The sequence below is a fragment of the Lentzea flava genome (genome assembly GCF_014648475.1).
Taxonomy (GTDB): Bacteria; Actinomycetota; Actinomycetes; order Mycobacteriales; family Pseudonocardiaceae; genus Lentzea; species Lentzea flava.
The window spans coordinates 147,323-173,485 of the sequence record NZ_BMRE01000004.1 but is presented as its reverse complement, the minus strand read 5'-3'; the positions used below and the strand labels follow the sequence as shown (position 1 = coordinate 173,485).

Sequence of the window (26,163 nt, the reverse complement as noted above, 5' to 3'; positions counted from 1 at the left end):
GCAAGCTGTGCGCTGAGTCGACCTCAACTGGCACTTGCCCTCGGGCGTCAACACTGCGGACGGCTGCCGTCCGTCGCCCACCGCCGCTTTCGCGCAGACCTGGAGCGCACACAGGGAGTACTCGCAAATGTCGAACGCATCCAGCCGAGCAAGAGAGCTGTTGCGCCGTTACCTATGAGACGACTCTCCAAGTTCCGCAACTGCGAGTCGTGAAGGCGCCATCTGAAGGGAGGATTGTAACCGTTAGCTCCTTTGCCGCAGTCACAAACTGGTTGTCGATTATCGATCCATCGCGCGCGGTTCGCTCCCAGTAGCAGTCTTTGATGATTCCGGTTGCACGGTAGGTGCCGGGCTTTATTTCATCAGACACGAAGAATGATCCACCCGAGTACCCTCGCTTCACATTCCCGTTTATGGCGTCCTGAAGTAGCGGAAGATGCTGCGGACAGAAGAGCGGAACTCCTGCTTCGAAGATTGGCTTCTCAGCTTTCCATTCAATCTCCATCCTTTCACCGTGAGATAGCCCGGCCACCTTCTCGGGTCCGTCGAATTCTCGACAGATGCGCTTGACATACTCCGCCGGACCGCTGTATTCACTTCCTGATGTCCGAAAATCGCTTGGAGTTGCCCAGCCTTCCTTGATGGCGCGGGCGTCAAACTCCTGCTCTGGGGTGACCGCCCGTGTGGTCGTCGTTGGGGAAGTCGTAGACGTTGTTGTGGCGGCAGCAGTGGTCACTGGTGGAGGAGGAGACGACGACCTCAAGCTCGTGGTGCTGGTTGTCGACGAGCAGGCAGAGAGGAAGACTCCAGCGCTCACCAGGGCACCAAGGGTTCGTCGGCTCATCAGCACTCCTTCAGCTCACAAGCAGATCGCATCCGTGAGGCCGCTTGTTACATGCGGTACGCAGGAGTGTGGTACGCAGCGTTATCTTGACCTTCGAAGAATTTCAGGGTGTGCTGCCGGTTTGTCGCTTTACCCCATCCGCATGACAGATCGAACTAGCGCGAGAAGTTTACTTGAAATCCCTGGAGCGACCGCGATGGTGTGCGTTGAGGTGCTCGTATGCTCAGAGCCGGTGCTATCGATCACCAGCACTCCGGCCTCACGGGCGATGAGAATGCCAGCCGCAAGGTCAAGCGGCTTGTTCGAAAGAATGATTGCTGCATCAACCCGGCCTTCGGCCAGCCAGACAAGATCGTGGGCGGCGGATCCGAACATGCGGACGCGTTCAACTTGTGCAGCCAGTTCAGCAGTGAGTGCAATCCGCTGACGGTTCTTCTCGACCGCGTTCTCGCCGAGGGCATAGTCGCCCATGGCCACAATGGACTTAGCTAGCTCGGTGGTTCCGCTTGCCGTGAGCCTCTTGCCATTCACGAACGAGCCGCGACCTGCAACAGCTGAGTAGTGAAGTTCCAGGTATGGCAGTGAGACCGCACCGACGATCGTGTGAGCACCTCGCACTAGGGCCAATGAGATACCGCAAAGTGGAATGCCATGGACGAAGTTCGCAGTGCCGTCGATCGGGTCGAGCCCCCAGAGGTACGCGCTGTTCGCGGCCCTGTCGCTGCGACCTTCCTCCTCACCAACGAAGCCGATGTCGGGGGTCGCCTCGGCAAGGTACGCGCGGATCTCGCGCTCGATCCTCACGTCCACGTCAGTGAACGTATCGCGGTCCGTCTTTTCCGTGACGGTCTCCGGCCGAGCAGTCTTGATCAGCTCATGACCGATGCGGACGGCTTTGCGGGCTACGTCCGCCAAGTGGTCGAGCTGGTACATCAAGCAACCTCCCGAGCGCGGTCCCACATCGATTCGAAGACCTGAGCGAACGTCGTGTAGAGACCGGGCATGGTCTCGTCCTTCTCGATGACCAGCGTGGGCGACTCGACGCCCCGCGCGTCAGGCAGGTACGGCTGCACCACGCACTTGAACTGGTCGACGATCGTGATGTTGTAGCGGATCGGCTCGTCGTAGACGCGGATACCGAGCGAACCCTTGGCGCTTGGCGACACCTTCGCCCCGAGGCGACTCAGAGCCTCGATGTTCAACCGCGTCAGCGTGCTGAGGTGTCCCGCGGGCAACCCCTCCTCACTCTCACGAGCGGCTGTGTGAGTGCCGTTCGGGTCGAGGAACAACGCCCGGATGACTGTGCCTTCCTCGATCGCGTCCAACAGACTCTTGTCGGAGTACTGCTGGCACAACATGTTCAGCGACAGGCCGGCCATGCTGATCTGCTTCACGCCGTCGAACAACGCGCGCGGCGTGACGTTGTGCAGCAACTCGGTTCGCGTCGCATAGACGGCAGTGACGTCGGCAAGGCGGGCTTGCTGGGGTAGCTGCACAGGACGCGGGGCGGGGGCGTTGCTCGCGGTGCGCTGAGGCGGGGTCACGAGGCTTTCGCCGTCGCCCTCGTGGGGCGCGAGAAGCTGCTGTGCGGTCCAGCCCGGAAACATCTTCTCCAGCACGCGGCAGTGGTCCGCGTACGGCAAGCCCAGCAGGTCTCCGGACATCCAGCGGTAGAACTGCGCCTTGCTCGGCCACTGGCCTACCAGGTCGCCGTCGAGCTGCTTCGCGACGCGGTCGTATTCCTTGCGGAATGTCATGTACCCCTGCATGTGCCGCTGCCGCAGCAGCACTCTCAACAGCGTCGATTCGGTCGGCATGACCTCTCCCCGTGGTGCGAGTTCGACTCAACGTAGCACCCCCATGAGACCAAGACGAGACTATTTGAGTACTCGGCGCGTCAGACGAGACAGGGACGGAACGCGGACGGGACGAATCGGTGCCGAATCTAGGTAGGCAAGTTCGAGAAGTGGCACCGAGCCGCGATTGAGCGGCCCTGCAGAAGGAGAACCACGTGGGTATCCCCGCTGGCCATCGGTTCCCGATCACGTTCGACGAGTTGTTCCCGCAGGGGTTCTTCGTGTTGAGCGTCGAGCGGGCTACGGAGTACTCGGAGGGCAAGCAGCCTCGTCCGGCCGTGGACAAGCTGACGGGTCTTCCGGTGTGGACCCCGTCTGCGAAGGGCAAGAACACGGGGCAGGTCGTCAAGATCGCGTCGGAGTACCAGCCAGTGCCGCCGGGCACGCCGTTCCGCCCGGCGGTGTTCCGTGGACTGAAGGTCGCGCCGTACGTGCGGGACGGCTGGGTGAGCTACACGGTGTGGGCGGACGAGATGCTGGCTCCGCCGACGTCGTCGGGCCGTGCGCCGAAGCAGGGCAACACCACGCCTGACGCGCCCAAGGCAGCGTAAGCCGTGGCCGACCTCAAGACGTTGGGTGAGCAGTGGAAGAAGGCCTATCAACTGTTCACGACCGCCGATGAGGCGAACCGGTACGCGGCTCCTGATGATCCGGACGCTGCTGCTCGGATCGCGCCTACCTATCGGCAGGTGGCGTGGTGTTGGCGTCAACTCGCTGGTCACCCCGAAACGCCGTGGTGGGCCAAGGCGGCTGCATTGCATGCCGCTGAGATGTTCGATCACCAGGCGGAGTCACGGGAGCAGTTGCTGCGTAGGGAGTCCGACGCCTACGACGCGCCCGGAGTGAGAGGGTTGACGTGACCAAGACCAGCAGGCGCCAGACGACGTGGGCGCGGGTGGACCGGATCGTGTCGTTGAGCGAAGCACACAACGTGTTGCCCTGGCTCAAGCCCGCTGACGACGCTGAGGCGGCGGAGTTGCGGGAGTACTACACGAAGAGCGCAGAGGTGTATCGGCGGGTGGCAGAGATGGACCGTGGCCACCATCACGAGGCGCTGTACTGGGCTGAGCGAGAAGCACAGAAGGCGCAAGAGTTGGGCGGGCAGTGAGCAAGAAGGGAGCTGTGTCGTGGCCACAGAGATCCTGACTGAGGAGCTGCTGCGCACTTCGCTGGTGCGCTTGGCGCGCGAGGTTGTGAAAACTCACCCTGAGTTCGGCGAGGTGCTGACGCAGAACAATATGCGCTCGGGCGGCCTCATCCCGGCCCCTGAGCGGGCGAAGTATTACCAGGAACTCGGCGCGCTGCTCATCGATCTTGGGCGTCTGTACCTGGCCAAGTCGGACGCGCTCATGGAGCCGTCCGAGAAACCGGGGTCGGAAGACCTTGTGAGGTAAGGGGTTGCGTCGTCGGCGCGTGACTGCGGGTCGCGTGCTGGTGACGCATGCCCTTGGTGCACAACCGAAAAGTGGGTGTGCGGCCGGTTGGTGGTCGCCAGGGGAACAGCCGAAGTCTTGGCGGGCTGTGGTCTGTTCCCGTGGCAACTCACTGACTGGTCTTTCTTGTCGTCTTCGTTGCTACGCAAAGGAATCCCAGACGTGTCAAGGGTATCTGTGTGTACGGGTGCAGCGTCAAGCCGCACCGTTGGCCCGGTGGTGTGGATGTCCTCACCCTCCCCGATGTGTAGGGGTGGGGCCTGATGGGTAGGTGGGTTGATCCAGCCCCGTTCGAGGGCGTGCGTCCGCGTGTGCCGTGGTGGGCGCTGGTTCCCGGAAAACTGAAGTGGATCGCGGCGCTGGTCGCGCTGGTGTAGCTGGTGGTCGGCGGCGTGCGCCTGGCGCTGATGATCGTGCGGTATCCGGTGGTGATGCTGACTCCGGTGTTGCTGCTGGCGTGCTGGTGGCGGCTGGGCTGGGGTCCGCTGGTCCTGGTGCTGCTGGCGGTCACGGCCGGTCTGGTGATCTGGTGGGGCCTGCCGCAGGGCTCGTTCTCGCGTCAGGTGTGGCTCAGGTTGGTGACGGAGTGGCGGCGTGCCTCGGTGTACGTGCCGCGCTGGAAGACCACCGTGCGCCTGGCTGAGCTGGCCAAGGAGTGGCGGGGTCGTGAGTACCTGCCGAAGCTGCGGCGGGTCCGGTCGGATGGCTGGCGGGATCGGGTCCGGGTGCGGATGGTCCCGGCACAGTCGCACGAGCAGTGGGAGCTTCGTCGCGCTGGCCTGACGCACTCGTTCGGGGCGCGGTCGTGCCGGGTGCGGGTGCTCAAGCCCCGGATGCTGGAGCTCGACTTCGTGCACGCCGACCCGCTGGCTCGTCCGGTGCCGGTGCCGCCGCTGTGCAACGACGCGGACGCGGTGGACCTCAAGCGCGTCGTGATCGGTGTCCTGGAGACCGGGAAGGCGTGGCGGCTGCGGCTGCTCGGCAACCAGGTCCTCGGCGTGGGTGTGCAGGGCGCGGGTAAGGCGTCGGTGCTGTGGTCGATCGTGTGGCACCTCGCCCCGGCCATCCGCGCGGGCGCGGTCCGCCTGGTGGGCATCGACCCGAAGGGCGGCATGGAACTCGGGCAGTGCGAGGAAGCGTTCTCTCGGCTCGTGTTCGACAACGGCGCGGCGGCGGTCGAGCTGCTGGAAGAGATCGCGGCGGAGGTCAAGGAGAGGGCCGCGAAGTACCGGGGTGTGCGCCGGATCTGGGCGCGTCGCAGCGGTGAGCCGTTCACGCTGCTGATCATCGACGAGTTGGCGGATCTCGTTGCCTACCAACCGGATCGCAATCTGAGGGAACGCGCGGTGCGGGCCATTTCCACGATCACGTCACAGGGTCGCGCGCCCGGTTACGCGGTGCTGGGGCTGGTGCAGGACCCGCGTAAGGAGGTCGTCGCGTTCAGGCACCTGTTCGGAACGAAGATCGCGCTCCGGCTCGATGAGGCACCGCAGGTGGACATGGTCCTGGGTGAGGGTGCTCGGGCTCGGGGCGCTGCGGCTCACGAGATCAGCGAGAACACTCCCGGTGTGGCGTGGGTGAAGACCGACGGGCGCGGCATGCCCGAACGTACGCGGGCCTTCTACGTCACCGATGCCGATCTGGTGGAGCTGGCCATGTTCTTCGGAATCACCGAAGCCACGGTGCACCGTTCCCGAACCGCCCGGACGGCGGCAACACGGAAGGTGGTGAGGCGGCGTGACCAACAACCGAGAGGAGATCGCGAGGAGCACTGTGGACAGTGCGGAACCTGGTGCTGCGCCTGGGGTTGTCCCGGCCGTCACCGCTGACGTCGCCGGGATGACCTCGGCGGAGCGTGCCCGGATGCCGCTGACGCTCGACGTGGTGAAGTCGGCGGCGGAGCAGCACGGGGTGTGCGTTCGTCCGGTGCTGCGGGAGGTCGTCGATCTCGACACCGGTGAGGTTCGCATGGTCGGGTTCGGTGCAACTCGACGATCGCGTCCAAGTGCCCGGCGTGTGCGGACCGCAACCGGCGCTCACGGATGGCGCAGTGCCGGGAGGGCTGGCACCTCGACCACGAGCCCGTGGCGGAGCAGGAGGCCCCCACGAGTGATCAGGTCGAGCTGGTGACCTACCGGACCGATCTGACGGCCGAGTACCGCCAGGCGCAGCGTGAGCAGGACGCGGCACAGGTCGAGGACCTGCGGGAAGCAATCCGCGAGGCAGACTCTGACCTGCGGCGGGAGGGAGTCCGCGGGAACCTTCCCGCGCATCACCCCGCGCGCCCACTTCGCCGTACGGGGCTCAATCCCGCACGCGGTGGTGCGTCAGGTGACGGCGGCGACCTACCTCCAGGTGTGGTGGCCCAACCACGACGAGATCCGCTACAGCGGCGACAGGTTGCCGGTGTGGGACATGCGCGCCAAGGGTTTCGTCGACCCTGACACCAACGTTCCGCTGACCCCGTGGGCTGATGCGGTCGCGGAACTGGACACTCTGGCGCACGTGGTCGAGTTCGGTGCTCAGGTGCACTCCAAGGGCATTCTCGGCGGCACCGAGGAAGCCGGGCGGCACATCGGCTACCTGGTCAAGTCGATCTCCGAAGTCGTCGCGGTCGACGAGTCACAGCGAGTCAGTGAGCACGCGGACCGCCTGGCGGCCGAGCTCGCGATCACGCCGTGGTCAGAGCGGTGCGCGGTCTGGCTGCTCTACGGCATCGTGCCGAAGGGCGCGCACTCCCGGATGACTCCGGGCCGGTGCCGGTCCAAGGCGCACCGCCGCGACACGCTCGGGCTGCCGGGGCGGCGGGTGCTGGTGTCGCGGCGCTGGTCGGGGAAGACCCTCGCCGAACACAAGTCCGATCGTGCCGCGTTCGTCCGTGAGGCGTTGGCTGCTGCTGGGATCGCCAAACCCGAGGCAACCGAGCGCACACGGTTGATGTGGGCTCCGGTCCGCGCGGGTGACCCGCACGCACCCAGCCGGGCGGAGCTGCTCATGCAGATGATCGCGCAACGGCTCAAGTGGCGGGCCGAGTACGACCAAGCCCAAGCCGTGCTGACGGCTCTGCCCAGGCCTGCGCCCGATGAGGGGCTGATGACCGAACGCACCGACGCCAAAGGCAACCCCAAGGTTCCGGCCGCCTCGTACCGTGCTCAGATCTTCGACACCGTGTCCTCCATCCTCGACGTGGCCGCATCCCCGTCTGAAGGGCGGATCAAGTTCAACCCGTGCAAAGACAAGTCCATCAAACGCCCGGCTCCCGTTCCGAAGAAAGTCAAGGTCTAGGCGGACAAGAGGCTGCGCTCGGTCGGCCTGGCCCTGCCGCACGCTTCAAGCCGGTCACGGAACTGGGCGCGGGCGTGGGGCTGCGGCAGGGTGAGATCTTCGCGTTCACCCTCGACGACGTCGACCGCGAACGCATGGTGTACCACGTCAACCGCCAGGTGGTGACCGTGCGTGGAAAGCTGAAGTTCAAGCTTCCCAAGGGACACAAGACCCGCGTGGTGCCGATGGGCCGTGGCGTGCTCGCGGACCCGGACGACTACGCGGAGAACTTCCCGCCCGTGGAAGTGACGTTGCCGTGGGCGGAGGACGACTCACGCAAGACCGAAACCGTGAAGCTGCTCATGGTCAACGCACACGGCGGCCTCTACACCCGCCAGGCGTTCAACAACACGATCTGGCGCCCCACCTTCACCAAGGCCGGACTGACCTACACAGAGGGCCAGGACGGTATGCACGCGCTACGCCACCTGTTCGCCTCCCACATGCTCGCCCGAGGCGTCAGCATCAAGGAACTGGCCGCCTTCCTCGGCCACTCCTCCGAGGCCTTCACACTGCGCGTGTACGCCCACCTGATGCCCGACTCCTACGACCGCGCACGCCTGGCCATTGATGACCTGTTCAAGCCCCGGCCCGAGCCAGCCAAGACCGACGACACGGCCCCGGACGGCCCCAGCGAGAGGCAGGCCACGGTTCACGGCCCGTAGACGGCCTGAGACCGGAAAACGAGATCAATATAGCCTGTTTGGCCTGGTAGCGGCCTATCCGCCGTCTCATGTACGACAACTGCAACAACCAGGGCGTCGACGCGAAACTCCGCTACACCAAGATGCGCGACGCTCTCGAAGCCACCGGCCGCAAGATCGTGTTCTCGATCTGCGAGTGGGGCCAGAACAAGCCGTGGGAGTGGGCGAAGGACGTCGGCCACCTGTGGCGCACCACCGGCGACATCAACGACAGCTGGAACTCCATGGTGTCGATCGCCAAGCGCACCATGGAACTCGCCGACCACGCCGGCCCCGGCCACTGGAACGACCCGGACATGCTGGAGGTCGGCAACGGCGGCATGACGAACCTCGAGTACCGCAGCCACTTCAGCCTCTGGTCGATCATGGCCGCACCGCTGCTGATCGGCGCGGACCTGCGCAAGGTCAGCCCGGAGACGTTCGAGATCCTGGAGAACCGCGAGGTCATCGCCGTCAATCAGGACAAGCTCGGCGTGCAGGGCAAGGTGATCCGCAGCGAGGGCGGCAACTTCGTCCTCGTCAAGCCGCTCAGCAACGGCGACAAGGCCGTTCTGCTGTTCAACGAGAACGACAGCGCCACCAACATCTCCGTGACGGCACAGGAACTCGGCCTCACCAAAGCGGTCGGCTACAAGGTCCGCGACCTCTGGGCGAAGACCACCGCACACACCGCGGGCACCATCAGCGCCGCACTGCCCCCGCACGGCTCGGCGATGTTCCGCGTCAGCGCCGCCAAAGACTGGTACGCATACCCGCCCGCCATCACCACGGCCGCCGACGGCGAGATCCTCTACCCCGGCGCCCTGCCGATCGTGCAACCCGGCAAGTCCGTCACCTACACGACGTCCGTGAGCAACACCGGCCGCCTGCCGATCGCCGCCGTCCAGGCCACGCTGAACGTCCCCCAGGGCTGGACCGCGAAGGCGACCTCCAGCAGCTTCAAGCCGCTCCTGCCAGGAGAGAAGTCCTTCAGAACAACCTGGCAGGTGACCGTGCCACCCACCGCCACGCCAGGCCGGTTCCCGATCAACGCGAGCTTCACCTTCCACAGCCCGCACGACACCAACCCGGTCACCAGGCAGTACACCGCGGAGGCGCTCGTTCCCGGACCAGCACCGAAGGGCGACCTCTTCGTCAGCGACCTGAAGTGGTTGCGCAGCACCAACGGCCACGGCCCCGTCGAGATCGACACCACCAACGGCGAGGGCAAACAGGGTGACGGCGGCCCGATCACCATCCGCGGCAAGGTCTTCGCGAAGGGCCTCGGCACGCACGCTCCCGCGCAGATCGAGTACTACACGGGCGGCAACTGCTCGAAGGTGACGGCGACCGTCGGCATCGACGACAGGAAGGTCAACCCGCTGAGCCTCGTGAGCTACGAGGTGTGGGCGGACAACACCAAGGTCTACGACAGCGGACCGGTGAACGGCACCGACGCCGCGAAGTCGTTGGAGGCCACCGTGTCCGGCGCGACCGTCGTGCGGCTGATCGTGCGCGACGGCGGCAACGGCAAGTCGTACGACCACGCCGACTGGGGTGACGTGCGGATCAGCTGCTAGTCCGGTTCCTGGTAGCGCTCCAACGCCGCGATCATGAGTTCGAGGCCGAACTCGAACTCGTGATCGTGGTCGTAGGTGCCCAGCTCGTCGATCACCTCCGCGGACAGCGGGAACGCCGACGCGTCAACACCTTCGTACGGTGAGAGCGCGATCCCGCCGAGCTCCGGCGACGTCGCGACCTCCCTCATCAACGTTCCCAACAGGTAGGACACCATCGCCCGCATCATCCCGACGGCGACCTTGCCCCGGAAGCCCGCCCTGTCGAGGTTCGTCAGCGCGGCCTCGATGGTCCTGAACCCGGCCTCGGTGCTCAGCCGCCGCGTCGCCAGCATGACGAACGCTCGGGGATGCTGCTGCGCCAAGGCCCGCACGGCTTTCGCGTGCGCCCTGATGTGGTCGCGCCAGTCGTCGCTGTCCACGTGGTACGGCTTGGCCTGCGCCATGATCCGCTCGGCGGCGAGGTCCACCAGCACCGCCTTGTTCGGCACGTGGTTGTACAGCGACATCGTGCCTGCGCCCAGTTCGGCGGCGAGGCGGCGCATCGAGACGGCCTCCACGCCCTCACGTTCGATCAACCGCACCGCCGCATCCACGATGCGGGCGCGGGTCAACGGTTCACGTGAGGAGGCCACTGGCGCAGACCATACGACGTGGAGTAGCTTCCGTGCGACGTACGGCGTACGTAGGAGGGTCGGCCGGCATGACCGAATCCAAGGCGCTCAGAGCGCTGCGCGAGGCGATCGTCCTGGAGCACATGGAAAGCCAGAACGACTTCGACTTCGACACCTCCCTGAACACGTTCCCCCACCCCCGGTACGAGATCATGGCGTCCGGCCAGGTGCTCGACGGCGTGGACGAGGTTCGCGCGTACTGGCTGCGCACCCGAGCGGCGTTCCCCGACCAGCGCAACAAGGTCATCGAGATCCACCACGCCGACGACGCGGTGGTCGTCGAGTTCGAACTGCAGGGCACGCACCTCGGCAGCCTCACCGGCGAGGAGGTCACCGGCCGGTCCTTCAAGGTCAGGATGGTCGCTTTCTTCCTGTTCGACAAGGACGTGCTGGTCTGCGAGCGGGTGTACGGCGACAGCGCGACCGTGATGAGCCAGCTCGGCATGCTGGACCTCCCGGAAGCCTTCTAGAAGACCACTCGCACTTCGCCGACGACCTGGCCACCACCGAGCACCGGCACGGACAGGTGCTCCTTGGCCGGCGACACGTCGTATCCCAGTGCCGCCAGCGCCGTGAGCCCGATCGCGGTGGTGGCACGGGGATTCCCGTCCAGCACCTTCACCGCGACCGCGTGCCCGGCGTCCGTCGCCAGCACCAGCACGCCCTCCGCGCCGCCCTTCGCCACCACACCCGGCAGCAGCTGCATCACGACCGTGTTCACGTGGCCGGTCCCGCCGACGTACTCGGGATGCTCGCGCATCGCTCGCGCGACCGGCGTGCGCACCAATCCCTGCATCGCGCGCGCCAAGCCGTGCAACGACAACCCGTACACCGGCGCGCCACATCCGTCGACCGCCGTGTGCGCGACGGTCTCGCCGGAAAGTTGCCCCACCGTCCGCAACACCAGTTGCTGCAACGGATGCGTCGGCTCCAGGTAGGTCTGCGTCGGCCACCGCGCCGCCACGCACGTCGCCAGCATCGCCGCGTGCTTGCCGGAGCAGTTCATCCGCACCCGAGACGGCTCGGTCATCCGTTGCCGCGTCTGTTCGTCCTCCGGCCACGACGGCGGGCAGCGCAGCAACCCCACCGGCAACCCGCCGAGCAGCTCCATCACCAGCTCCGCGTGCCGGTTCTCCCCCGTGTGCGACCCGGCCGCGATCGCCAGCGCGGGTCCCTCCAGCGGCGCTCCCGCGGACAGGCAGGCCAGCGCCTGGAACGGCTTCATGCACGACCGCGGCAGCACCGGATCCTCCACGGCGCCAACGGAAACCCCGATCGCGCCCGACGGCAGCAGCCCGACGACGCTGCCGTGGTGCAGGCTCTCCACGAAGCCTGACCGGGTCACCTCAGCGAGCAATGCGGGCACGACGAGCCTCCAGGCGGTGGGCCACCCGCGAGAGCGCCAGGTTGACCACCAGGTAGACGAACGCGACGACGATGAAGGTCTGGATCAGCAGACCGTTGTAGTTCGCGAGCACCCGGCCGTTGAACAGCAACTCCGTGTACGACACGACATATCCCAGCGAGGTGTCCTTCAACAGGCTGACAGCCTGGGTGACCAGCAACGGCGTCATGTGCCGAACGGCCTGTGGCAGCACCACGAACCGCGTCACGGCGCCGTCCGGCATGCCCAGCGACAGCCCCGCCTCGCGCTGCCCAGGATCCACGGAGCCCACCCCCGCGCGGAAGATCACCGCGCAGGACGCCGCGTGCGACAACGCCAGCGGCACCACGAGCTTCCAGAACAGCGGCAGGTTCACCCCGAACGACGGCAGCACGAACAGCATCACGTACACCAGCAGCAGCACCGGAACCGTGCGCATGACCTCGGCGTATGCCCGCGTGAACCGGTTGGGCCGCAACGCGAGCAGCAAGCCACCCGCCATCGCCAGCACCCCCGTCGCGAACGCCGCCACCACCGTCGACCCCAGGCCTCCGAGCAGATAACGCCACACGGGCCAGGTCAGATACGGCCGCCACCGGACCGGGTCCAGCTGCCCGTTGGCCGCGAACTGCCGCAACGCCAACGCGGCCAGCGCCGCCAGCACGAGCGCCGACGCCACCGAGACCCAGAAGACGCGGCGGCGGAAACGGGGACCAGGAGCGTCGAACATCAGGCCAACCGCCGTTCCAGCACCCGCGCACCGAACCCGATTCCCGCGGCCATCAACAGATAACAGAGCCCCACGCCGGTGAAGACCAGCAACGGCTGGGCCAGCTCCAGGTTGATCCGTTGCGCCGCACGGGTCATGTCCACGACGCCAACGACACCGGCCAATGCCGTCGCCATCGTCAACGCGATCGCGATGTTCGCCAACGGCTGCACGACCCGTCGTCCGGCCTGAGGAAGGATCACGTGCCACAACGACTGCCGGAACGACAGCCCCAGCGCCCGCGCGGCCTCACCCTGCCCGGACGCCACGGAGTTCACGCCCGACCGCAGTGCCTCCGCCACGAAAGCGGCCTCGTACAGCGCGATCGCCGTGAAGGCCGTCCAGAACAACGGCATCCGCACGCCCACCTCGGGCAACCCGAAGACGAACAGCACCAGCCACGCGAGCAACGGGACGTTCCGCCACACCTCGACGTAAACGGCACCGACGCCACGCAGCAGCGGCACCGGCACGATCCTCAGCACCGCCACCACGAGACCCACGACGAGGGCACCCGCGAACGACAGCAGGGTCAGGGCAACGGTGTTCAGAAAGCCTTCGAGGACCAGGCTCATGAGGCGATCGCGGGTGGCGACGGGGCGTCGCCGGTGACCACGGTGCCGATCGTCTGCTTCCAGACGTCCTGCCACAGCCCGGACTTGCCGATCTCGCGCAGCCAGTCGTTGACGAACCTCTGGAACTCCACGTCGCCGTGCTTGAGGCCGATGCCGTACGGGTCCTCGGTGAACGGCTCGCCGACCAGCTGCAGCTCGCTGTCCTTCGACGCGTCGGCCACCAGGAGCGCCTGGTCCTGCACGTAGGCCTCGCCGCGGCCCTGCTTCAACGCCGTCAGGCACTCGGGGTCGGAGCCGAACTCGACGATCCGGGCGGTGGGAGCGACGTCCTGCACCGCCTTCACCCCAGGGGTGTTCGCGCCGACGATGACCGTCTTCCCGGCCAGGTCGGCGGGTTTCGCAATGCCGGAAGTGCCCTTGCGGACCGCGATCGCCTGTCCCGACCGGTAGTACGGCCCGGCGAACGCCACGCGCTCCTGGCGGGCAGGCGTGATCGTGTAGGTCTGGATGATCACGTCGACGGTGCCGTTGGCCAGCAACGGTTCGCGGGTCTCCGAGGTGGCGCTGAGCAGCTCGGTCTGCGGCTTGCCGACGATGTACTGCGCGAGGAGCTTGCCGAGGTAGGCGTCGAAGCCGGTGAGCTCGCCGCTGATCGGGTCGAGCTGGGACAGCAGCGGTGCGTCCTGGGACCCGCCGATCAGCAGCTTCCCGCGCTTCTTGATCCGGTCGACGGTCGAGCCGGGGGTCACCTCACCTGTGTGAACGGGCGCTTTGGCGAGCAGGGCGTCGAGCTTGCCGCCGCCGGGCACCGCGTTCTCACCACCGGAGCATCCGGCTACGAAGAGCAACACCGCTGCTACGAACAGTCTCCCCATGGCCTGCGACGCTACTGATCGCGTTCGATCAGGCACAAGACGCGACAAAGCCGCTTGTCCAATTCAGGACAAGCGGCTTCGTAACAGATCAGATGCTGATCGTCAGGCTCAGATGGCGCGAACGCCCTGGGCCTGCGGGCCCTTCTGGCCCTGACCGATCTCGAACTCGACCCGCTGGTTCTCCTCGAGAGCCTTGTAGCCGTTCATCTGGATCTCGGAGTAGTGGACGAACACGTCGGCGCCACCGTTGTCGGGGGAGATGAAGCCGAAGCCCTTCTCCGCGTTGAACCACTTGACGGTGCCCTGTACTGCCATCTTGCTACTTCTCCTCTAACAGGTGCCGGATCGCGCTCGCGACCACCGGGTCAAGTCGGAACGGCGACTTCTCCGGAACCTGGAGAAACCTCACGCTCGCGACCTCGTTCCGCGAGCGTGGGAAAGCACGAACACGAAAACGTACGACCATGGACAGTCAACCACGGCTCCCCGCTCTCAGTCGAGCCATCGATCGCACTGCCCCCGCACTGCTACCGTGAGACCCCAAATGACCATGCGGAGGTACTCGTGCCCGAGCAACCGACGTTGTCGATCAAGGTCACGGTCGCACCGCAGGTGGCGGGCGGCCTGGAAGCGCTCGTGCGCGACGTCCTGGCCCGCGCCGCCGCCAAGGAGAAGGCGAAGGGCCCCCGCAAGGCCCGCCAGCCCATCACCAACAGGGCGGAGAGCACCGTGCACGGCACGCTGTTCCAGATCGGCAACGTGGAAGGCGATATCCACCACCACGGGTAACCTTGAGGGTCGTTGGACCCAGGGGGCCGTGCTTGACCGGCAGCGAACGACTGCTCTTCTTCTTCATCGGACTGGTGACCACGTTCGTGTTCATCCGCATCAGCGTGCGGATGATCAGGGCGAAGGTGCGCTGGTGGCCGCGCAACATCGTGCACGGCGACACGCACGTGCATCACGTCGTGTTCGGCACCGTGCTGCTGCTCCTGTCCAGCGTCACGAGCCTCGTCATCCCCGACGACCTCCACGGCGCCCGGCTGGCCGCCGCGGCGGGGCTCGGTGTCGGCGCGGCCCTGGTGCTGGACGAGTTCGCGCTGATCCTGCACCTGCGGGACGTGTACTGGACGAAGGCGGGCCGGCTGTCCGTGGACGCCGTGTTCCTCGCCATCGGCCTGACGGGCACGTTCCTGCTCGGCGCGCGCCCTCTCGGCTACGACGAGGTGCTGCAGCTCAACCCGGACACGACACCGACCGACACGTTCACGGCGAGGCTGATCACCATCGGGGTCAACCTGTGCTTCGCGATCGTGGCGCTGCTGAAGGGCAAGATCTGGACGGGGCTGCTAGGCCTGCTCGTGCCGGTGGTGCCCGCCGTCGGTGCCGTGCGGCTGGCACGGCCGGGCTCACCGTGGGCGCGCTGGCGTTACCCGGAGGGCTCGCGCAAGCTCACGCGGGCGTACCGGCGCGAGGCCCGCATCCGGCAGCCGATCATCAAGGCGAAGATCGCCGTGCAGGAGTTCATCTCGGGACGTCACGACCTGCCTGATCAAGACAGGTCGTGACGGGGCTTGGCGCTACCCTCCGAGGATGTCCTGCTGCGCGCAGGCCTGAGCGACGTCTCCCGCGCACAGCTCCTGCGGCTTGACGACGCCTTCGGTCACCAGCGTGCGCACGGTGTCCTTCTTGATCAGCGTCGCGCCGAGCAGCACCGACTTGATGTCGCGCCGCGCGACGGGGTCCCGCAGGTTGCCGGTGGCGAGGTCGTCGGCACCGTCGAGGTCGCCGCGAGCGATCGCGATGGCCAGTCTGGCCGCCGCCTCCGCCTCGTCCCGCACCGGCTTGTAGACGGTGATGCACTGGTCGCCGCGCAGCACGGCCCGCAGACCGTCCACAGTGGCGTCCTGCCCGGTGACGGGGACCTTGCCGGCCAGGTTCCGCTTCTTGAGCACCCCGATGACCGCGCCGGCCAGGCCGTCGTTGGCCGCGACCACGCCGTCGACCTTGCCGCCGTTCTCGTTCAGGATCTGCTCGAACAGCTGGCCGCCGAGCTCGTTGTTCCAGTCGGCGACCGGCTGGGACTTCACGAGCTTCAGCGCGCCGCTGTCGTACTTGGACGACAGCCGCGACTTCTGGCCCTGTGTGAAGAGCGTGGCGTTGTGGTCGGTCGGCGCGCCCTCGATCTCGATGATCTGGGCGCCCGGCTTGTTGCCGAGGCACTCCACCAGACCGTCGGCCTGGAGCTGCCCGACGTTCACGCTGTCGAAGCCGACGTGGTACTCGGCCTGACCGCCGAGCGTCACGCGGTCGTAGTCGATGACCGGGATGCCCGCGGCTTTCGCCTTCTTCTGCACCGCGAGGCCGCCCGCCGCCGACAACGGCGTGATCATCAGGACCTTCACCTTGCGGCGGATCATCTCGTCGGCGATCTGCGCGAACTTCGCCTCGTCACCCTCGGCGTTCTCCATGAACGGTTCGATGTCCGCGTAGTTGAACGCCTGAGTGAGCAACGGACGATCTTGTTCTTCCCAGCGCGTGGAAGTCGTTCGGTCGGGAAGGATTACCCCGACGATTGGTTTGGGTCCACGCGCGGGCAGCGTCGGAGCACCCTGACCTGCGTCACCGCAGGCAGAGAGGAGAAAGAGCAGGCACGCCGACGATGCCATTACGCGTCTTCGCATAAACGCGGAGTTCATCGCTTGAAACTTGTTAAGTCAAGATTTCTCGCACCCCATCACGCTCCGCTTCCGATCGGCTACAGTTCGATTCCGTACGAAAGGCGCTGATGCGTGAGGGAATTTCGTGTCAGTGTGTCGGACTTGGGCGGCAATCGGGGGCCGCACCGTGTTGTTGGATCCAGCCCTGACCGGGTGTGAGGAGACAGCTAGGTGAGAACGCGCAGAACCGTGATGGCGGTGGCGGCATCGGTGTCGCTGATCGCAGCGGGTACTTCGGCGGCGGGGGCAGCGCCGGCCTCGACCGCGGGCCAGCAGGACACCGAGTACACAGTCCTGCTGGAGGATCCGGGGAACCGCGACTTCGCCATCGACGCCGTGCACAAGGCGGGCGGCGAAGTGGTGCGGGACAACAGGGCGATCGGTCTGCTGACCGTGAAGGCGCCCGCGAACGGGTTCGTGGAGAAGGTGTCCGCCTCGAGCGACATCGTCGGTGCCGCACGGACCAAGCCGATCGGCCACGCTCCCGCGGCGAAGGCCGAGAAGACCAAGCGCGACGACGTGGAAAAGGAGAACAAGGCCGCACAGCCGAGCAAGGCCCCTGCCGAGTCGAAGTCGACCGCCGGCATGGACCCGCTGGACGGCGACCTGTGGGGCCTGAACCTCGTCCGCTCCAACATCGCCCGCGCCAAGCAGGCGGGCGACAAGCGCGTGTACGTCGGCATTCTCGACACCGGTGTGGACGGTTCGCACCCGGACATCGCGCCGAACTTCAACAACGACCTGTCCCGCAACTTCACCGTCGACATGCCCACCGACTCCGACGGCGGCGAGTTCGACGGCCCGTGTGAGTTCCGCGGCTGCGTCGACCCGGCGAACTGGGACGACGGCGGCCACGGCACCCACGTCGCCGGCACCATCGGCGCCGCTGCCAACGGCTTCGGCATCTCCGGTGTCGCACCGAACGTGTCGCTCGTGAACATCCGCGGCGGCCAGGACTCCGGCTCGTTCTTCCTGCAGCCGGTCGTCGACGCCCTGACCTACGGCGCCGACATCGGCCTGGACGTCATCAACATGTCGTTCTACGTCGACCCGTGGTACATGAACTGCATCAACGACTCCACGGCCTCGCCCGAGGAGCAGCTGGAGCAGCAGACGATCATCGCGTCCGTGCAGCGCGCACTGAACTACGCGCACCGCAAGGGCGTCACGCTGATCGGCGCCGGTGGCAACAACCACGAGGACCTGGGCAAGCCGCGCACCGACACGATCAGCCCGAACTACCCGCCGGGCCACAACCGCCCGCGCCCGATCGACAACGCCACCTGCCTCAACCTGCCGACCGAGGGCAACCACGTCATCTCGGTGTCGTCCCTGGGCCCGTTGACCGAGAAGGCCGACTACTCGAACTACGGCCTGGAGCAGACCGCGATCTCGGCCCCCGGTGGCTACTTCCGCAGCGGCCTCGGCACGCCGTGGTACCGCACCAACGAGAACATGATCCTGTCGACGTACCCGCGCAACGTCGCTCTCGCCGAGGGCGCGATCGACGAGGCGGGCAACATCACCGACAAGGGTCTCGCCGCGGGCGTGAAGAAGGCCGTGCAGGGTGACAAGGTCGGCTACTACCAGTTCCTGCAGGGCACCTCGATGGCCGCCCCGCACGCCTCTGGCGTGGCCGCGCTGATCGTCAGCCAGTACGGCAAGAAGGACAAGGGCCGCCCCGGCCTCACCCTCGACCCCGACAAGGTCGAGAAGGTCCTGTACAAGACCGCGATCCAGCGCGCGTGCCCGAACCCGCGCACGGTCTCGTACGTGAACGTGGGCCGCTCGCCGGAGTTCGACGCCACCTGTGAAGGTGACGCGAAGTTCAACGGCTTCTACGGACACGGCATCGTGGACGCCTACGGCGCGGTGACCCGCGGCGGACAGTTCCTGTAAATCGCTTGAACCGCAAAGGCTCCCGGCTCCGGCCGGGAGCCTTTGTCGTGCGAGGCCTTGTCGCGCAACCGCTCTCACGCTACGGTGCTCCGCACAAGTCGCCGCCGATCCCTCACCGGAACGGAGCGACATGAAGACGTTTACACGGCTGGCCGCAACGGTTCTGTGCGCGGCTGCCCTCGTCACGCCGGGCACCGCGCAGGCGGCAGATCTGAACGACCCGCAGCTCAAGGACATCGCCATGCAGCTGGTGTCCAGCGCGGAAAACTCCTCTTTGGACTGGCGCGCCCAGTTCAGCTACATCGAGGACATCGGCGACGGCCGCGGCTACACCGCGGGCATCATCGGATTCTGCAGCGGCACCGGCGACATGCTCGACCTGGTCCGGCTCTACCGCGACTGGAAGCCGGGCAACGTCCTGGAGAAGTACCTCCCCGCCCTGGAACGCGTGAACGGCACCCCGTCCCACGACGGCCTGGACCCGACGTTCACAGGAGACTGGGAAACCGCCGCGAACGACAGCACCTTCCAGGACGCCCAGGAGCACGAACGCGACCGCGTCTACTTCAACCCCGCCGTCAGCCGCGCCCAACAGGACGGCGTTCAGGCCTTGGGCCAGTTCATCTACTACGACGCGATCGTCATGCACGGCGACGGCTGGGGTGACCTGGACTTCTCCGGCATCCGCCTGCGCGCTCTCGACACCGGCGCCCGCCCGCCGGCCCAGGGCGGGGACGAAACCACGTGGCTGCACGCCTTCCTCGACGCACGCGTCTGGACGATGAAGCAGGAGCCCGCCCACGAGGACACCAGCCGGGTCGACACGGCGCAGCGCCGGTTCCTCAACGAGGGCAAGCTCAATCTCGAACGCCCACTGCGGTGGCACGTCTACGGCGATTCGTACGAGATCCGATGACCAAACGTCCGGCGAGTACTCATTGTCCGTTTCGCGAATTAGTAAAGACACTTGCCAATAAAGGTATGGACCCCTTACCGTTGGTCTCACGCCGCCCGGGACCCCACAATCCCTGCCCCGGAGGAACTTCGTGAAGATTTCAGGTCGCCTCGCGGCCGCGCTGCTGGCGTGCGCCGCACTCATCACCACCACGGCAACGACCGCCTCTGCGGCCAACCTCGACGAACCGCGCCTCAAGGACATCGCGATGCAGATCGTGTCCAGCGCGGAGAACTCCTCTTTGGACTGGCGCGCCCAGTTCGGCTACATCGAGGACATCAAGGACGGCCGCGGGTACACCGCGGGCATCATCGGTTTCTGCAGTGGCACCGGTGACATGCTCGACCTGGTCGAGCTGTACAAGAGCAGGAAACCCGGCAACGTGCTGGAGAAGTACCTTCCCGCACTGCGCAAGGTGAACGGGACGGCCTCGCACGCGGGCCTCGATCCCAACTTCACCAAGGACTGGAAGACCGCGGCCAAGGACTCCGTGTTCAAGGCCGCCCAGGAGTCCGAACGCGACCGGGTGTACTTCAACCCGGCCGTGAAGCAGGGCAAGGCCGACGGCGTGCGCGCCCTGGGCCAGTTCGCCTACTACGACGCGATCGTCGTGCACGGTGACGGTGGCGACAAGACCAGCTTCAGCAACATCCGCAAGCGCGCGCTCGGCAAGGCGAAGCCGCCGTCGCAGGGCGGCGACGAGCGCACGTGGCTCAACGCCTTCATGGACGCCCGCGTGTGGGCCATGAAGCAGGAAGCGGCCCACGAGGACGTCTCCCGCATCGAGACCGCGCAGCGCGTGTGGCTCAAGGCCGGCAACTTCGACCTGAAGACGCCGCTGAAGTGGAAGGTCTACGGCGACAGCTACACGATCAACTAACCCGCGCTTCAACGATGAACGGCGCTTTTGTCCACTTGAGGTGGACAAAAGCGCCGTTCATCGTTCACCCGGACGGGTTACAGCTGGGTCCAGTCGAGCACGGGGGCCGCGAAGTCGCGGATGGACGCGAGCAGGCCTAGCCGCGCGGCCTTGACCGCGGGGTCCTCCGCCATGACCAGCACCTCGTCGAAGAAGGTGTTGATCGGCGCCGTCAGGCCCTCGGCCGCGGCGACGAACGCCGCCAGGCCCGTGACGTCACGCGAAACGCCTTCGAACGCCTTGTGCAGCGCCACTTCTGCGGGCTCCGACAGCACCGAGGCGTCGTAGGAGGCAGCGACGTCGGCGGGCACGATCCGCCGCACGCGCTGCAGAGCGGCCACGAGCGCGTCGAAGGACTCGTTGCCCGCCAACGACTCCAGCTGCGTCAGCGTCTCGTCGGCCAGCACCGGCGAGTCGGCCAGCGGCAGCACCGCCTGCACGAACCGGTGCTCGTGGCCCGCGTCGAGCAGCGCCTGCTCGTAGCGCCGCACGGCGAACTCCCTGGCCGTCTCCAGCGCCTCCGCGGACACCGACAGCCCCTCTGCCGCAAGGGAAAGCGCCTTCGACAGCGTGATCTCGCGCAGGGCGGGGAACGCCCGCAGCACCGACACCGCGCCCAGGGCCGCGCGCCGCAGCCCGAACGGGTCCGACGAACCGGTCGGCTGGGCACCGATGCCGAACAGACCGGCCAGGAGGTCGAAGCGGTCGGCCAGCGACAGCAGCGCGCCCGGCACCGACGACGGCAGCGCGTCACCGGCCGAGCGCGGGAGTTCCATCTCCCACAACGCCTGAGCGACCTCCGGGGTCTCCCCCGCCCGCGCCGCGTACTCGCGCGCCATCACACCGGCGAGCGACGACAGCTCGATCACCATCTGCGAGCCGAGGTCGAACTTGGCCAGCGCGCCCGCGCGGTCCAGCGTCTCGCGGTCGACGTCGACCACCGTGGCGAACCGGGAAGCCAGCGCGGCGATCCGGGCGGCGCGGTCGGCCATCGAGCCGAGCTTGTCCGCGAACGTCAGCTTCGCGAGGCCCGACTTCATCTCCTCCAGCGGCGTCTTGAGGTCCGCCCGCCAGAAGAACGCCGCGTCCTCGTACCGCGCCCGCAGCACCGCCTCGTTGCCCGCCCGCACCAGGTCCGCGTCGACGGACCCGTTCGCCACCGCCACGAAGTGCGGCAGCAGGGAACCGTCCGCGGAGCGCACCGGCAGGTAGCGCTGGTGCTTGCGCATCACCGTCGTGAGGATCTGGCCCGGCAGCTCCAGGTACCGCTCCTCGAACGAGCCGAGGATCGGCGTCGGCCACTCGACCAGGTTCGTCACCTCGTCCAGCAGCCCCTCGACCTCCACGACGCCGCCGACCGACGCCGCGAGCTCCTGCGCCGACTCCACGATCGAGGCGGCACGGACCGAGGCGTCGGCCTGGATGCCGTGTGAGCGCAGGAACTCCAGGTAACCGTCCGCAGTGGACACTTCCACCACGGGCAGGTCGGCCGTCCGGTGCACACGGGTCACGGTCCCGGAGGCCAATGACGACACCGCGACCGGCACCGGGGTGTTCCCGAGCAGCGCGAGCAGCCAGCGGATCGGCCGGGTGAACGACAGCTTCGGGTCGTTCCACTTCATGTTCTTCTCGGCCCGCAGGTCCGACACGACCTCGGCCAGCAGGCCGCTCAGCACCTCGACGGCGCCGCGACCGGCGTCGGTCTTGGTCAGCGCGACGAACTCGACGCCGTTCTCCTCGACGCGCCCGAGTGCGGACACCTCGACACCCTGGCCCCGCGCGAAGCCCTGCACGGCCTTCGTCGGGTTGCCGTCGGCGTCGAAGGCAGCGGAAACACGCGGGCCGCGGACCGTGCGCTCGGCGTCCGGCTCGCGCGGCGCCACCGCGGGCACCAGCACGACGATCCGGCGCGGCGTGCCGTGCACGGTCACCTCGCCGTGCGTCAACCGGGTCGCGCCGAGCTTCGCCGTCACCGCTTCGCGCACCGCGTCGACGGTCCGCAGCACCTCGTGCGGCGGCAGCTCCTCGGTGCCGATCTCGAACAGCAGCGTCGCCGGAGCGACAACGTCCTCGAAGGACGAAGGCTTCTCCGCCGCGGCAGGAACCTCGGCCACACCGAGGGGATGGCCAAGCTCGGACCGGCGCTCGGCCCACAGCGCGGCGACTTCCCGTGCCAGGCCGCGCATCCGGCCGAACGCACGAGCGCGCTCGGTCGTGGAGATCGCACCCCGCGCGTCCAGCACGTTGAAGATGTGCGAGCACTTCAGCACGAAGCTGTGCGCAGGAACGGGCAGGCGGGCGTCGAGCATCTTGCGCGCCTCGGCCGCGAACTCCTCGAAGAGGCGCTTGTTCGCCTCCACGTCCGCGTCGTCGAGGTAGTACCGCGACATCTCGTACTCGGCCTGGCCGAACGCCTCGCCGTAGGAGATGCCCGGCGCGTACGCGATCTTCTTGAAGTGGTCGACGCCCTGCAGCGCCATCATGATCCGCTCGATGCCGTAGGTGATCTCCACCGACACCGGGTCGAGCGTCATGCCGCCGGCCTGCTGGAAGTAGGTGAACTGGGTGATCTCCAGGCCGTCGAGCCAGACCTCCCAGCCGAGGCCCCAGGCACCCAGCGCGGGCGAGGCCCAGTTGTCCTCGACGAACCGGACGTCGTGCGCGCGCACGTCGATGCCCAGCGCCTCCAGCGAGCCGAGGTAGAGCTCCTGCGGGTCGCCCGGATCCGGCTTGAGGATCACCTGGAACTGGGTGTGCGTCTGCAGCCGGTTCGGGTTCTCGCCGTAACGGGCGTCGTCGGGCCGCACCGAGGGCTCGACGTACGCGACGCGCCACGGCTCGGGACCCAGCACGCGCAGCACGGTGGCGGGGTTCAGCGTTCCCGCCCCGACCTCCGTGTTGAAGGGTTGCACCACGATGCAGCCCCGATCGGTCCAGTACTTGGTCAGCGCGAGCAGCGCGTCCTGCATCGTCAACACGGCGACGAGTCTACGAAACGGACAAAACCGCTGGTCAAGGGGCCTGAATCGGGTGGCGTTCGCCACTGTGTCACGCTTTGCACAACCGAGTGGAGTTCCCACGCGTCTACTTGGGGTACCCGGATGTGCTGAGAGGAGTGGGTGTGGACAACCGGCCGCCGCGGCCAGGAGAACCGAACGGGACTCCCAGGCGACCCTCCGCCACCCCGCGTCCCCCTGCGGGGCAGCCTCGCCGTCCTCAGGTACCTCCGCGCAGCTCAGAGCCCCCGCGCCGGCAGCAGCCGAACCGGGCGGAACCGCCGCGGCCGCAGCCGCCGAAGCGCTCCGAGCCGCCCCGCAAGGAGCCTCCCCGCAGGGAACCTCCGCGCCGCGAGTCGGCCAACCGGGGAGAACCGCCCCGCCGCGACCCCCAGCGCGCCCGTGCCACGTCGTCGGGTCCGCGCCCACGTCCGGCGGTGGCCGACCGCCCGACGGTCCGCACCACACCGGCGAAGGCGAAGGCAGCGGCTCCCGCGCCCCGTCCGCGCCCCAGGCCCGCCACACGCAAGCCGAGCGCGGCCAAGCGCGGCGCGTCCACCGGCGCCAAGATCTTCGTCAGCATGATCTCCGCGACGATCCTGCTGGTCACCGGCATCGCGTGGCAGAACCTGAACTCGCTCACCGACAACCTGACCAAGCAGGACCTGAACCTCGCCGACGCCGGCGAGAAGCCCGCCGACGGCGCGATCGACATCCTGCTCGTCGGCATGGACAGCCGCACCGATTCCAAGGGCAACCCGCTGCCGCAGAACATCCTCAACGAGCTGCAGGCGGGCGGCAGCGACGACGGCGGTTTCAACACCGACACGCTGATCCTGCTGCACATCCCGAACGACAGCGGCAAGGCCTTCGCGGTGTCGTTCCCCCGCGACTCCTACGTGAAGATCGCGGGCGGCTTCGGGCGTCACAAGATCAACTCTGCCTACGGTTACGCCAAGGGTCAAGCGGCCGAAAAGCTGCAGGGCAGCGGCAAGAGCCCGCAGGAGATCGAGATGGAGAGCCGCAAGGCGGGCGCGAACAACCTGATCGAGACCATCCAGAACCTGACCGGCGCCACGATCGACCACTACGCCGAGGTCAACCTCGTCGGCTTCTACGAGATCACCAAGGCCATCGGCGGCGTCGACGTCTGCCTCAACAGCAACGTCCGCGACAGCTTCTCCGGCGCGAACTTCAAGGCGGGCCCGCAGAGCATCGAGGGCAAGAACGCTCTGGCGTTCGTCCGGCAGCGCCACGGCCTGCCGATGGGCGACCTCGACCGCGTTGTGCGCCAGCAGGTCTTCATGGCGGGCCTGGCCAAGAAGATGCTCTCGGCAGGTGTGCTCACCGACAGCAAGAAGCGCAACGACATGATCAAGGCCGTCAGCGGCGCGATCGTGCTCGACGACGGCTGGGACATCACGAAGTTCGCCCTGCAGATGAAGGACATGACGGGCGGCAACATGACGTTCCAGACCATCCCGACGGGCAACCCGGACCTGAAGACCCCCGAGGACGGCTCCGCGGTCGAGGTCGACGAGTCCGAGGTCAGGGCGTTCGTGAAGAACCTCGGCAAGGCCCCCGCGTCCTCGTCGGCGCCGGACCCGAAGTTCAACAACGCCTCCGTCACCGTCGACGTCCGCAACGCCTCCGGCCAGCCGGGGCTCGCGGGCCAGGTGCTGCAGTCGCTAGTCGCGAAGGGCTTCACCGGCGGTCAGCCCGGCAACGCCGAGGCGATGGCGAAGTCGGTCGTCCGCTACGGCAAGGGCGGCGAGGACGGTGCCAACGCGGTCCAGAAGGCCCTCGGCGGCATGAAGATCGAGGAGGACGTGAACGTCCCGGCCGGCCGGGTCCGCGTCTTCCTGGGCTCCGACTACTCGGGTCCCGGCGCCCAGGGCTTCACGGGCTCGGGAGTGCTCAACCTGGATGGTGCGCGGCAGCAGCCCGCCCCGGACCCGAACGCCCCCAAACCCATCACCGCAGACGGCGTGCGCTGCGTAAACTGATACTCAGAGTAGAGATGCATACCCCGTTCGGGGGATTCTCCTAGTAAGTTGCGTAAGCGCCGAAGAACTGGCGCCTTCCATCACCGTGAGACCCGCTCACGGGGTGGAGGGACCAGGTGCAAACCGCGAACGGCCAAATCGACACAGCGGCGTACCAGCGCGTGCTCGGTGATGAGATCCGCAGCCTTCGCAAGCAGCGCGGCTGGACCCGCAAAGAGCTGAACAAGCGCCTGCAGACCGAGATCTCGCTGCAGACGCTGGCCACGTACGAGCTCGGCACGCGCCAGTGCTCGGTCGTGCGCCTGGTGGAGATCTGCCACGCCCTCGACGTTCCTGCCCACGAAGTCCTCGCTCGGGTGCACGAACGCTTCTTCGGCGACGCCCCCGCCGGGCACCTGACCCTGAACCTCACCGCGGTGGCCGCCACGGACAACCCGCGCCTGGTTCCGTTGCGCCGCTGGGCCGCCGGACGCCTGCACGTGCTGCCGCCGGGTGCGTCCACCGAAGTGCATCTCGACCTGCCCGCGCTGGAGAACATGGCTCAGCTGTGCCAACTCCCGACCGTGGAGCTCATCCGGACTCTGCGCGCGCTGAGCCGCTAGTTGTACCGAACCCCGTTCACACCAACGCAGGCGGCCGCCCGGAAAGGTTCAACCACCACCGCCGGTAGCATC

26 protein-coding genes and 1 pseudogene are annotated in these 26,163 nt (G+C 67.1%); 16 read left to right on the top strand and 11 right to left on the bottom strand.

The annotated features are described in order from the left end of the window. Positions 1-172: 172 nt before the first annotated feature. The 3 genes from IEZ09_RS09050 to IEZ09_RS09040 all read right to left on the bottom strand — a co-directional run bounded on the left by IEZ09_RS09050 (position 173) and on the right by IEZ09_RS09040 (position 2,661). Complete coding sequence (locus IEZ09_RS09050) at positions 173-844, bottom strand: Rv1352/Rv1906c domain-containing protein (protein ID WP_189253138.1); 672 nt, start codon at positions 842-844, stop codon at positions 173-175. 129 nt (positions 845-973) lie between these two features. Further along, a complete protein-coding gene (locus IEZ09_RS09045) occupies positions 974-1,777 on the bottom strand; it encodes an inositol monophosphatase family protein (RefSeq protein WP_189253137.1) in 804 nt (267 codons plus the stop codon). After that, complete coding sequence (locus IEZ09_RS09040; RefSeq protein ID WP_189253136.1) at positions 1,777-2,661, bottom strand: DUF5919 domain-containing protein; 885 nt, start codon at positions 2,659-2,661, stop codon at positions 1,777-1,779. The genes IEZ09_RS09045 and IEZ09_RS09040 overlap by 1 nt, the downstream gene beginning before the upstream one ends. Positions 2,662-2,855: 194 nt before the next feature. Here IEZ09_RS09040 and IEZ09_RS09035 point away from each other — a divergent pair, with 194 nt between their 5' ends. The 8 genes and pseudogenes from IEZ09_RS09035 (at position 2,856) to IEZ09_RS09000 (ending at position 9,720) form a co-directional block, all read left to right on the top strand. Then, positions 2,856-3,251, top strand: coding sequence for a hypothetical protein (locus tag IEZ09_RS09035; protein WP_189253135.1), 396 nt, complete (start codon positions 2,856-2,858; stop codon positions 3,249-3,251). A gap of 3 nt (positions 3,252-3,254) precedes the next feature. Beyond that, on the top strand, positions 3,255-3,560 hold the full coding sequence (locus tag IEZ09_RS09030) for a hypothetical protein (RefSeq protein WP_189253134.1): 306 nt from the start codon (positions 3,255-3,257) through the stop codon (positions 3,558-3,560). Beyond that, positions 3,557-3,808 carry an AMED_5909 family protein gene (locus IEZ09_RS09025; protein WP_229812377.1) on the top strand — a complete coding sequence of 84 codons (252 nt, stop codon included), beginning with the start codon at positions 3,557-3,559 and terminating at the stop codon, positions 3,806-3,808. The genes IEZ09_RS09030 and IEZ09_RS09025 overlap by 4 nt, the downstream gene beginning before the upstream one ends. A 19-nt stretch (positions 3,809-3,827) precedes the next feature. Further along, positions 3,828-4,094 carry a hypothetical protein gene (locus IEZ09_RS09020; RefSeq protein WP_189253133.1) on the top strand — a complete coding sequence of 89 codons (267 nt, stop codon included), beginning with the start codon at positions 3,828-3,830 and terminating at the stop codon, positions 4,092-4,094. Positions 4,095-4,513: 419 nt separating this feature from the next. Beyond that, positions 4,514-5,962 carry an FtsK/SpoIIIE domain-containing protein gene (locus tag IEZ09_RS09015; protein ID WP_229812376.1) on the top strand — a complete coding sequence of 483 codons (1,449 nt, stop codon included), beginning with the start codon at positions 4,514-4,516 and terminating at the stop codon, positions 5,960-5,962. 10 nt (positions 5,963-5,972) lie between these two features. Continuing rightward, a pseudogene (locus tag IEZ09_RS47675) lies at positions 5,973-7,217 on the top strand (replication initiator); the annotation flags it as partial. A 275-nt stretch (positions 7,218-7,492) separates the two neighbouring features. Beyond that, positions 7,493-8,122: a tyrosine-type recombinase/integrase gene (locus tag IEZ09_RS09005; RefSeq protein WP_229812375.1), complete on the top strand. Its 630-nt coding sequence runs from the start codon at positions 7,493-7,495 to the stop codon at positions 8,120-8,122. Between the two features lie 68 nt (positions 8,123-8,190). Beyond that, the gene (locus IEZ09_RS09000; RefSeq protein WP_189253132.1) at positions 8,191-9,720 is read left to right on the top strand and encodes an NPCBM/NEW2 domain-containing protein; all 1,530 of its coding nucleotides are present in this window, start codon (positions 8,191-8,193) and stop codon (positions 9,718-9,720) included. Here IEZ09_RS09000 and IEZ09_RS08995 read toward each other — a convergent pair. Continuing rightward, a complete protein-coding gene (locus IEZ09_RS08995) occupies positions 9,717-10,352 on the bottom strand; it encodes a TetR/AcrR family transcriptional regulator C-terminal domain-containing protein (RefSeq protein ID WP_189253131.1) in 636 nt (211 codons plus the stop codon). The genes IEZ09_RS09000 and IEZ09_RS08995 overlap by 4 nt on opposite strands. Positions 10,353-10,420: 68 nt before the next feature. Here IEZ09_RS08995 and IEZ09_RS08990 point away from each other — a divergent pair, with 68 nt between their 5' ends. Continuing rightward, positions 10,421-10,861, top strand: coding sequence for an ester cyclase (locus tag IEZ09_RS08990; protein ID WP_189253130.1), 441 nt, complete (start codon positions 10,421-10,423; stop codon positions 10,859-10,861). On the opposite strand, the gene IEZ09_RS08985 is transcribed toward IEZ09_RS08990, so the two are convergent. From IEZ09_RS08985 to IEZ09_RS08965, 5 genes are all read right to left on the bottom strand, one after another. Next, entirely contained in the window at positions 10,858-11,757 is a 900-nt protein-coding gene (locus IEZ09_RS08985) for an asparaginase (RefSeq protein WP_189253129.1), read from the bottom strand. The genes IEZ09_RS08990 and IEZ09_RS08985 overlap by 4 nt on opposite strands. Next, positions 11,738-12,505: an amino acid ABC transporter permease gene (locus IEZ09_RS08980; RefSeq protein ID WP_189253128.1), complete on the bottom strand. Its 768-nt coding sequence runs from the start codon at positions 12,503-12,505 to the stop codon at positions 11,738-11,740. The genes IEZ09_RS08985 and IEZ09_RS08980 overlap by 20 nt, the downstream gene beginning before the upstream one ends. Continuing rightward, on the bottom strand, positions 12,505-13,119 hold the full coding sequence (locus IEZ09_RS08975) for an amino acid ABC transporter permease (RefSeq protein WP_189253127.1): 615 nt from the start codon (positions 13,117-13,119) through the stop codon (positions 12,505-12,507). The genes IEZ09_RS08980 and IEZ09_RS08975 overlap by 1 nt, the downstream gene beginning before the upstream one ends. Continuing rightward, the gene (locus tag IEZ09_RS08970; protein WP_189253126.1) at positions 13,116-13,994 is read right to left on the bottom strand and encodes a glutamate ABC transporter substrate-binding protein; all 879 of its coding nucleotides are present in this window, start codon (positions 13,992-13,994) and stop codon (positions 13,116-13,118) included. Before IEZ09_RS08970 ends, IEZ09_RS08975 begins: the two co-directional genes overlap by 4 nt. 108 nt (positions 13,995-14,102) lie before the next feature. Beyond that, positions 14,103-14,309, bottom strand: coding sequence for a cold-shock protein (locus tag IEZ09_RS08965; protein ID WP_189253125.1), 207 nt, complete (start codon positions 14,307-14,309; stop codon positions 14,103-14,105). A 249-nt stretch (positions 14,310-14,558) separates the two neighbouring features. Here IEZ09_RS08965 and IEZ09_RS08960 point away from each other — a divergent pair, with 249 nt between their 5' ends. Next, positions 14,559-14,783, top strand: coding sequence for a hypothetical protein (locus tag IEZ09_RS08960; RefSeq protein ID WP_189253124.1), 225 nt, complete (start codon positions 14,559-14,561; stop codon positions 14,781-14,783). A 32-nt stretch (positions 14,784-14,815) separates the two neighbouring features. Beyond that, the gene (locus IEZ09_RS08955; RefSeq protein ID WP_229812374.1) at positions 14,816-15,562 is read left to right on the top strand and encodes a hypothetical protein; all 747 of its coding nucleotides are present in this window, start codon (positions 14,816-14,818) and stop codon (positions 15,560-15,562) included. 12 nt (positions 15,563-15,574) lie between these two features. Here IEZ09_RS08955 and IEZ09_RS08950 read toward each other — a convergent pair whose 3' ends face one another. Then, positions 15,575-16,678 (bottom strand): sugar ABC transporter substrate-binding protein, encoded by a 1,104-nt coding sequence (locus IEZ09_RS08950; RefSeq protein WP_189253255.1) that lies wholly within the window; start codon positions 16,676-16,678, stop codon positions 15,575-15,577. Positions 16,679-16,906: 228 nt separating this feature from the next. On the opposite strand from IEZ09_RS08950, the gene IEZ09_RS08945 reads away from it, so the two are divergent. The 3 genes from IEZ09_RS08945 to IEZ09_RS08935 all read left to right on the top strand — a co-directional run bounded on the left by IEZ09_RS08945 (position 16,907) and on the right by IEZ09_RS08935 (position 20,448). After that, entirely contained in the window at positions 16,907-18,613 is a 1,707-nt protein-coding gene (locus tag IEZ09_RS08945; protein WP_189253254.1) for a S8 family serine peptidase, read from the top strand. Between the two features lie 130 nt (positions 18,614-18,743). Further along, entirely contained in the window at positions 18,744-19,529 is a 786-nt protein-coding gene (locus IEZ09_RS08940; RefSeq protein ID WP_189253122.1) for a chitosanase, read from the top strand. A 130-nt stretch (positions 19,530-19,659) separates the two neighbouring features. After that, on the top strand, positions 19,660-20,448 hold the full coding sequence (locus IEZ09_RS08935) for a chitosanase (protein WP_308202382.1): 789 nt from the start codon (positions 19,660-19,662) through the stop codon (positions 20,446-20,448). A gap of 77 nt (positions 20,449-20,525) precedes the next feature. Here IEZ09_RS08935 and IEZ09_RS08930 read toward each other — a convergent pair whose 3' ends face one another. Beyond that, the gene (locus IEZ09_RS08930; protein ID WP_189253252.1) at positions 20,526-23,456 is read right to left on the bottom strand and encodes a glycine--tRNA ligase; all 2,931 of its coding nucleotides are present in this window, start codon (positions 23,454-23,456) and stop codon (positions 20,526-20,528) included. Positions 23,457-23,920: 464 nt separating this feature from the next. On the opposite strand from IEZ09_RS08930, the gene IEZ09_RS08925 reads away from it, so the two are divergent. Beyond that, positions 23,921-25,489: an LCP family protein gene (locus tag IEZ09_RS08925; protein WP_229812372.1), complete on the top strand. Its 1,569-nt coding sequence runs from the start codon at positions 23,921-23,923 to the stop codon at positions 25,487-25,489. A gap of 116 nt (positions 25,490-25,605) precedes the next feature. Further along, positions 25,606-26,091: a helix-turn-helix domain-containing protein gene (locus IEZ09_RS08920; RefSeq protein ID WP_229812371.1), complete on the top strand. Its 486-nt coding sequence runs from the start codon at positions 25,606-25,608 to the stop codon at positions 26,089-26,091. Positions 26,092-26,163 lie beyond the last annotated feature (72 nt).

Bases quoted from the DNA above. Each gene is read 5' to 3' on its own strand.
- IEZ09_RS08945 (WP_189253254.1), top strand. From the start codon at position 16,907: ATGGCGGTGGCGGCATCGGTGTCGCTGATCGCAGCGGGTACTTCGGCG.
- IEZ09_RS09045 (WP_189253137.1), bottom strand. From the start codon at position 1,777: ATGTACCAGCTCGACCACTTGGCGGACGTAGCCCGCAAAGCCGTCCGC.
- IEZ09_RS09040 (WP_189253136.1), bottom strand. From the start codon at position 2,661: ATGCCGACCGAATCGACGCTGTTGAGAGTGCTGCTGCGGCAGCGGCAC.
- IEZ09_RS08980 (WP_189253128.1), bottom strand. From the start codon at position 12,505: ATGTTCGACGCTCCTGGTCCCCGTTTCCGCCGCCGCGTCTTCTGGGTC.
- IEZ09_RS08965 (WP_189253125.1), bottom strand. From the start codon at position 14,309: ATGGCAGTACAGGGCACCGTCAAGTGGTTCAACGCGGAGAAGGGCTTC.
- IEZ09_RS08975 (WP_189253127.1), bottom strand. From the start codon at position 13,119: ATGAGCCTGGTCCTCGAAGGCTTTCTGAACACCGTTGCCCTGACCCTG.
- IEZ09_RS08950 (WP_189253255.1), bottom strand. From the start codon at position 16,678: ATGCGAAGACGCGTAATGGCATCGTCGGCGTGCCTGCTCTTTCTCCTC.
- IEZ09_RS09000 (WP_189253132.1), top strand. From the start codon at position 8,191: ATGTACGACAACTGCAACAACCAGGGCGTCGACGCGAAACTCCGCTAC.
- IEZ09_RS08940 (WP_189253122.1), top strand. From the start codon at position 18,744: ATGAAGACGTTTACACGGCTGGCCGCAACGGTTCTGTGCGCGGCTGCC.
- IEZ09_RS08930 (WP_189253252.1), bottom strand. From the start codon at position 23,456: ATGCAGGACGCGCTGCTCGCGCTGACCAAGTACTGGACCGATCGGGGC.
- IEZ09_RS08970 (WP_189253126.1), bottom strand. From the start codon at position 13,994: ATGGGGAGACTGTTCGTAGCAGCGGTGTTGCTCTTCGTAGCCGGATGC.
- IEZ09_RS08990 (WP_189253130.1), top strand. From the start codon at position 10,421: ATGACCGAATCCAAGGCGCTCAGAGCGCTGCGCGAGGCGATCGTCCTG.
- IEZ09_RS09050 (WP_189253138.1), bottom strand. From the start codon at position 844: ATGAGCCGACGAACCCTTGGTGCCCTGGTGAGCGCTGGAGTCTTCCTC.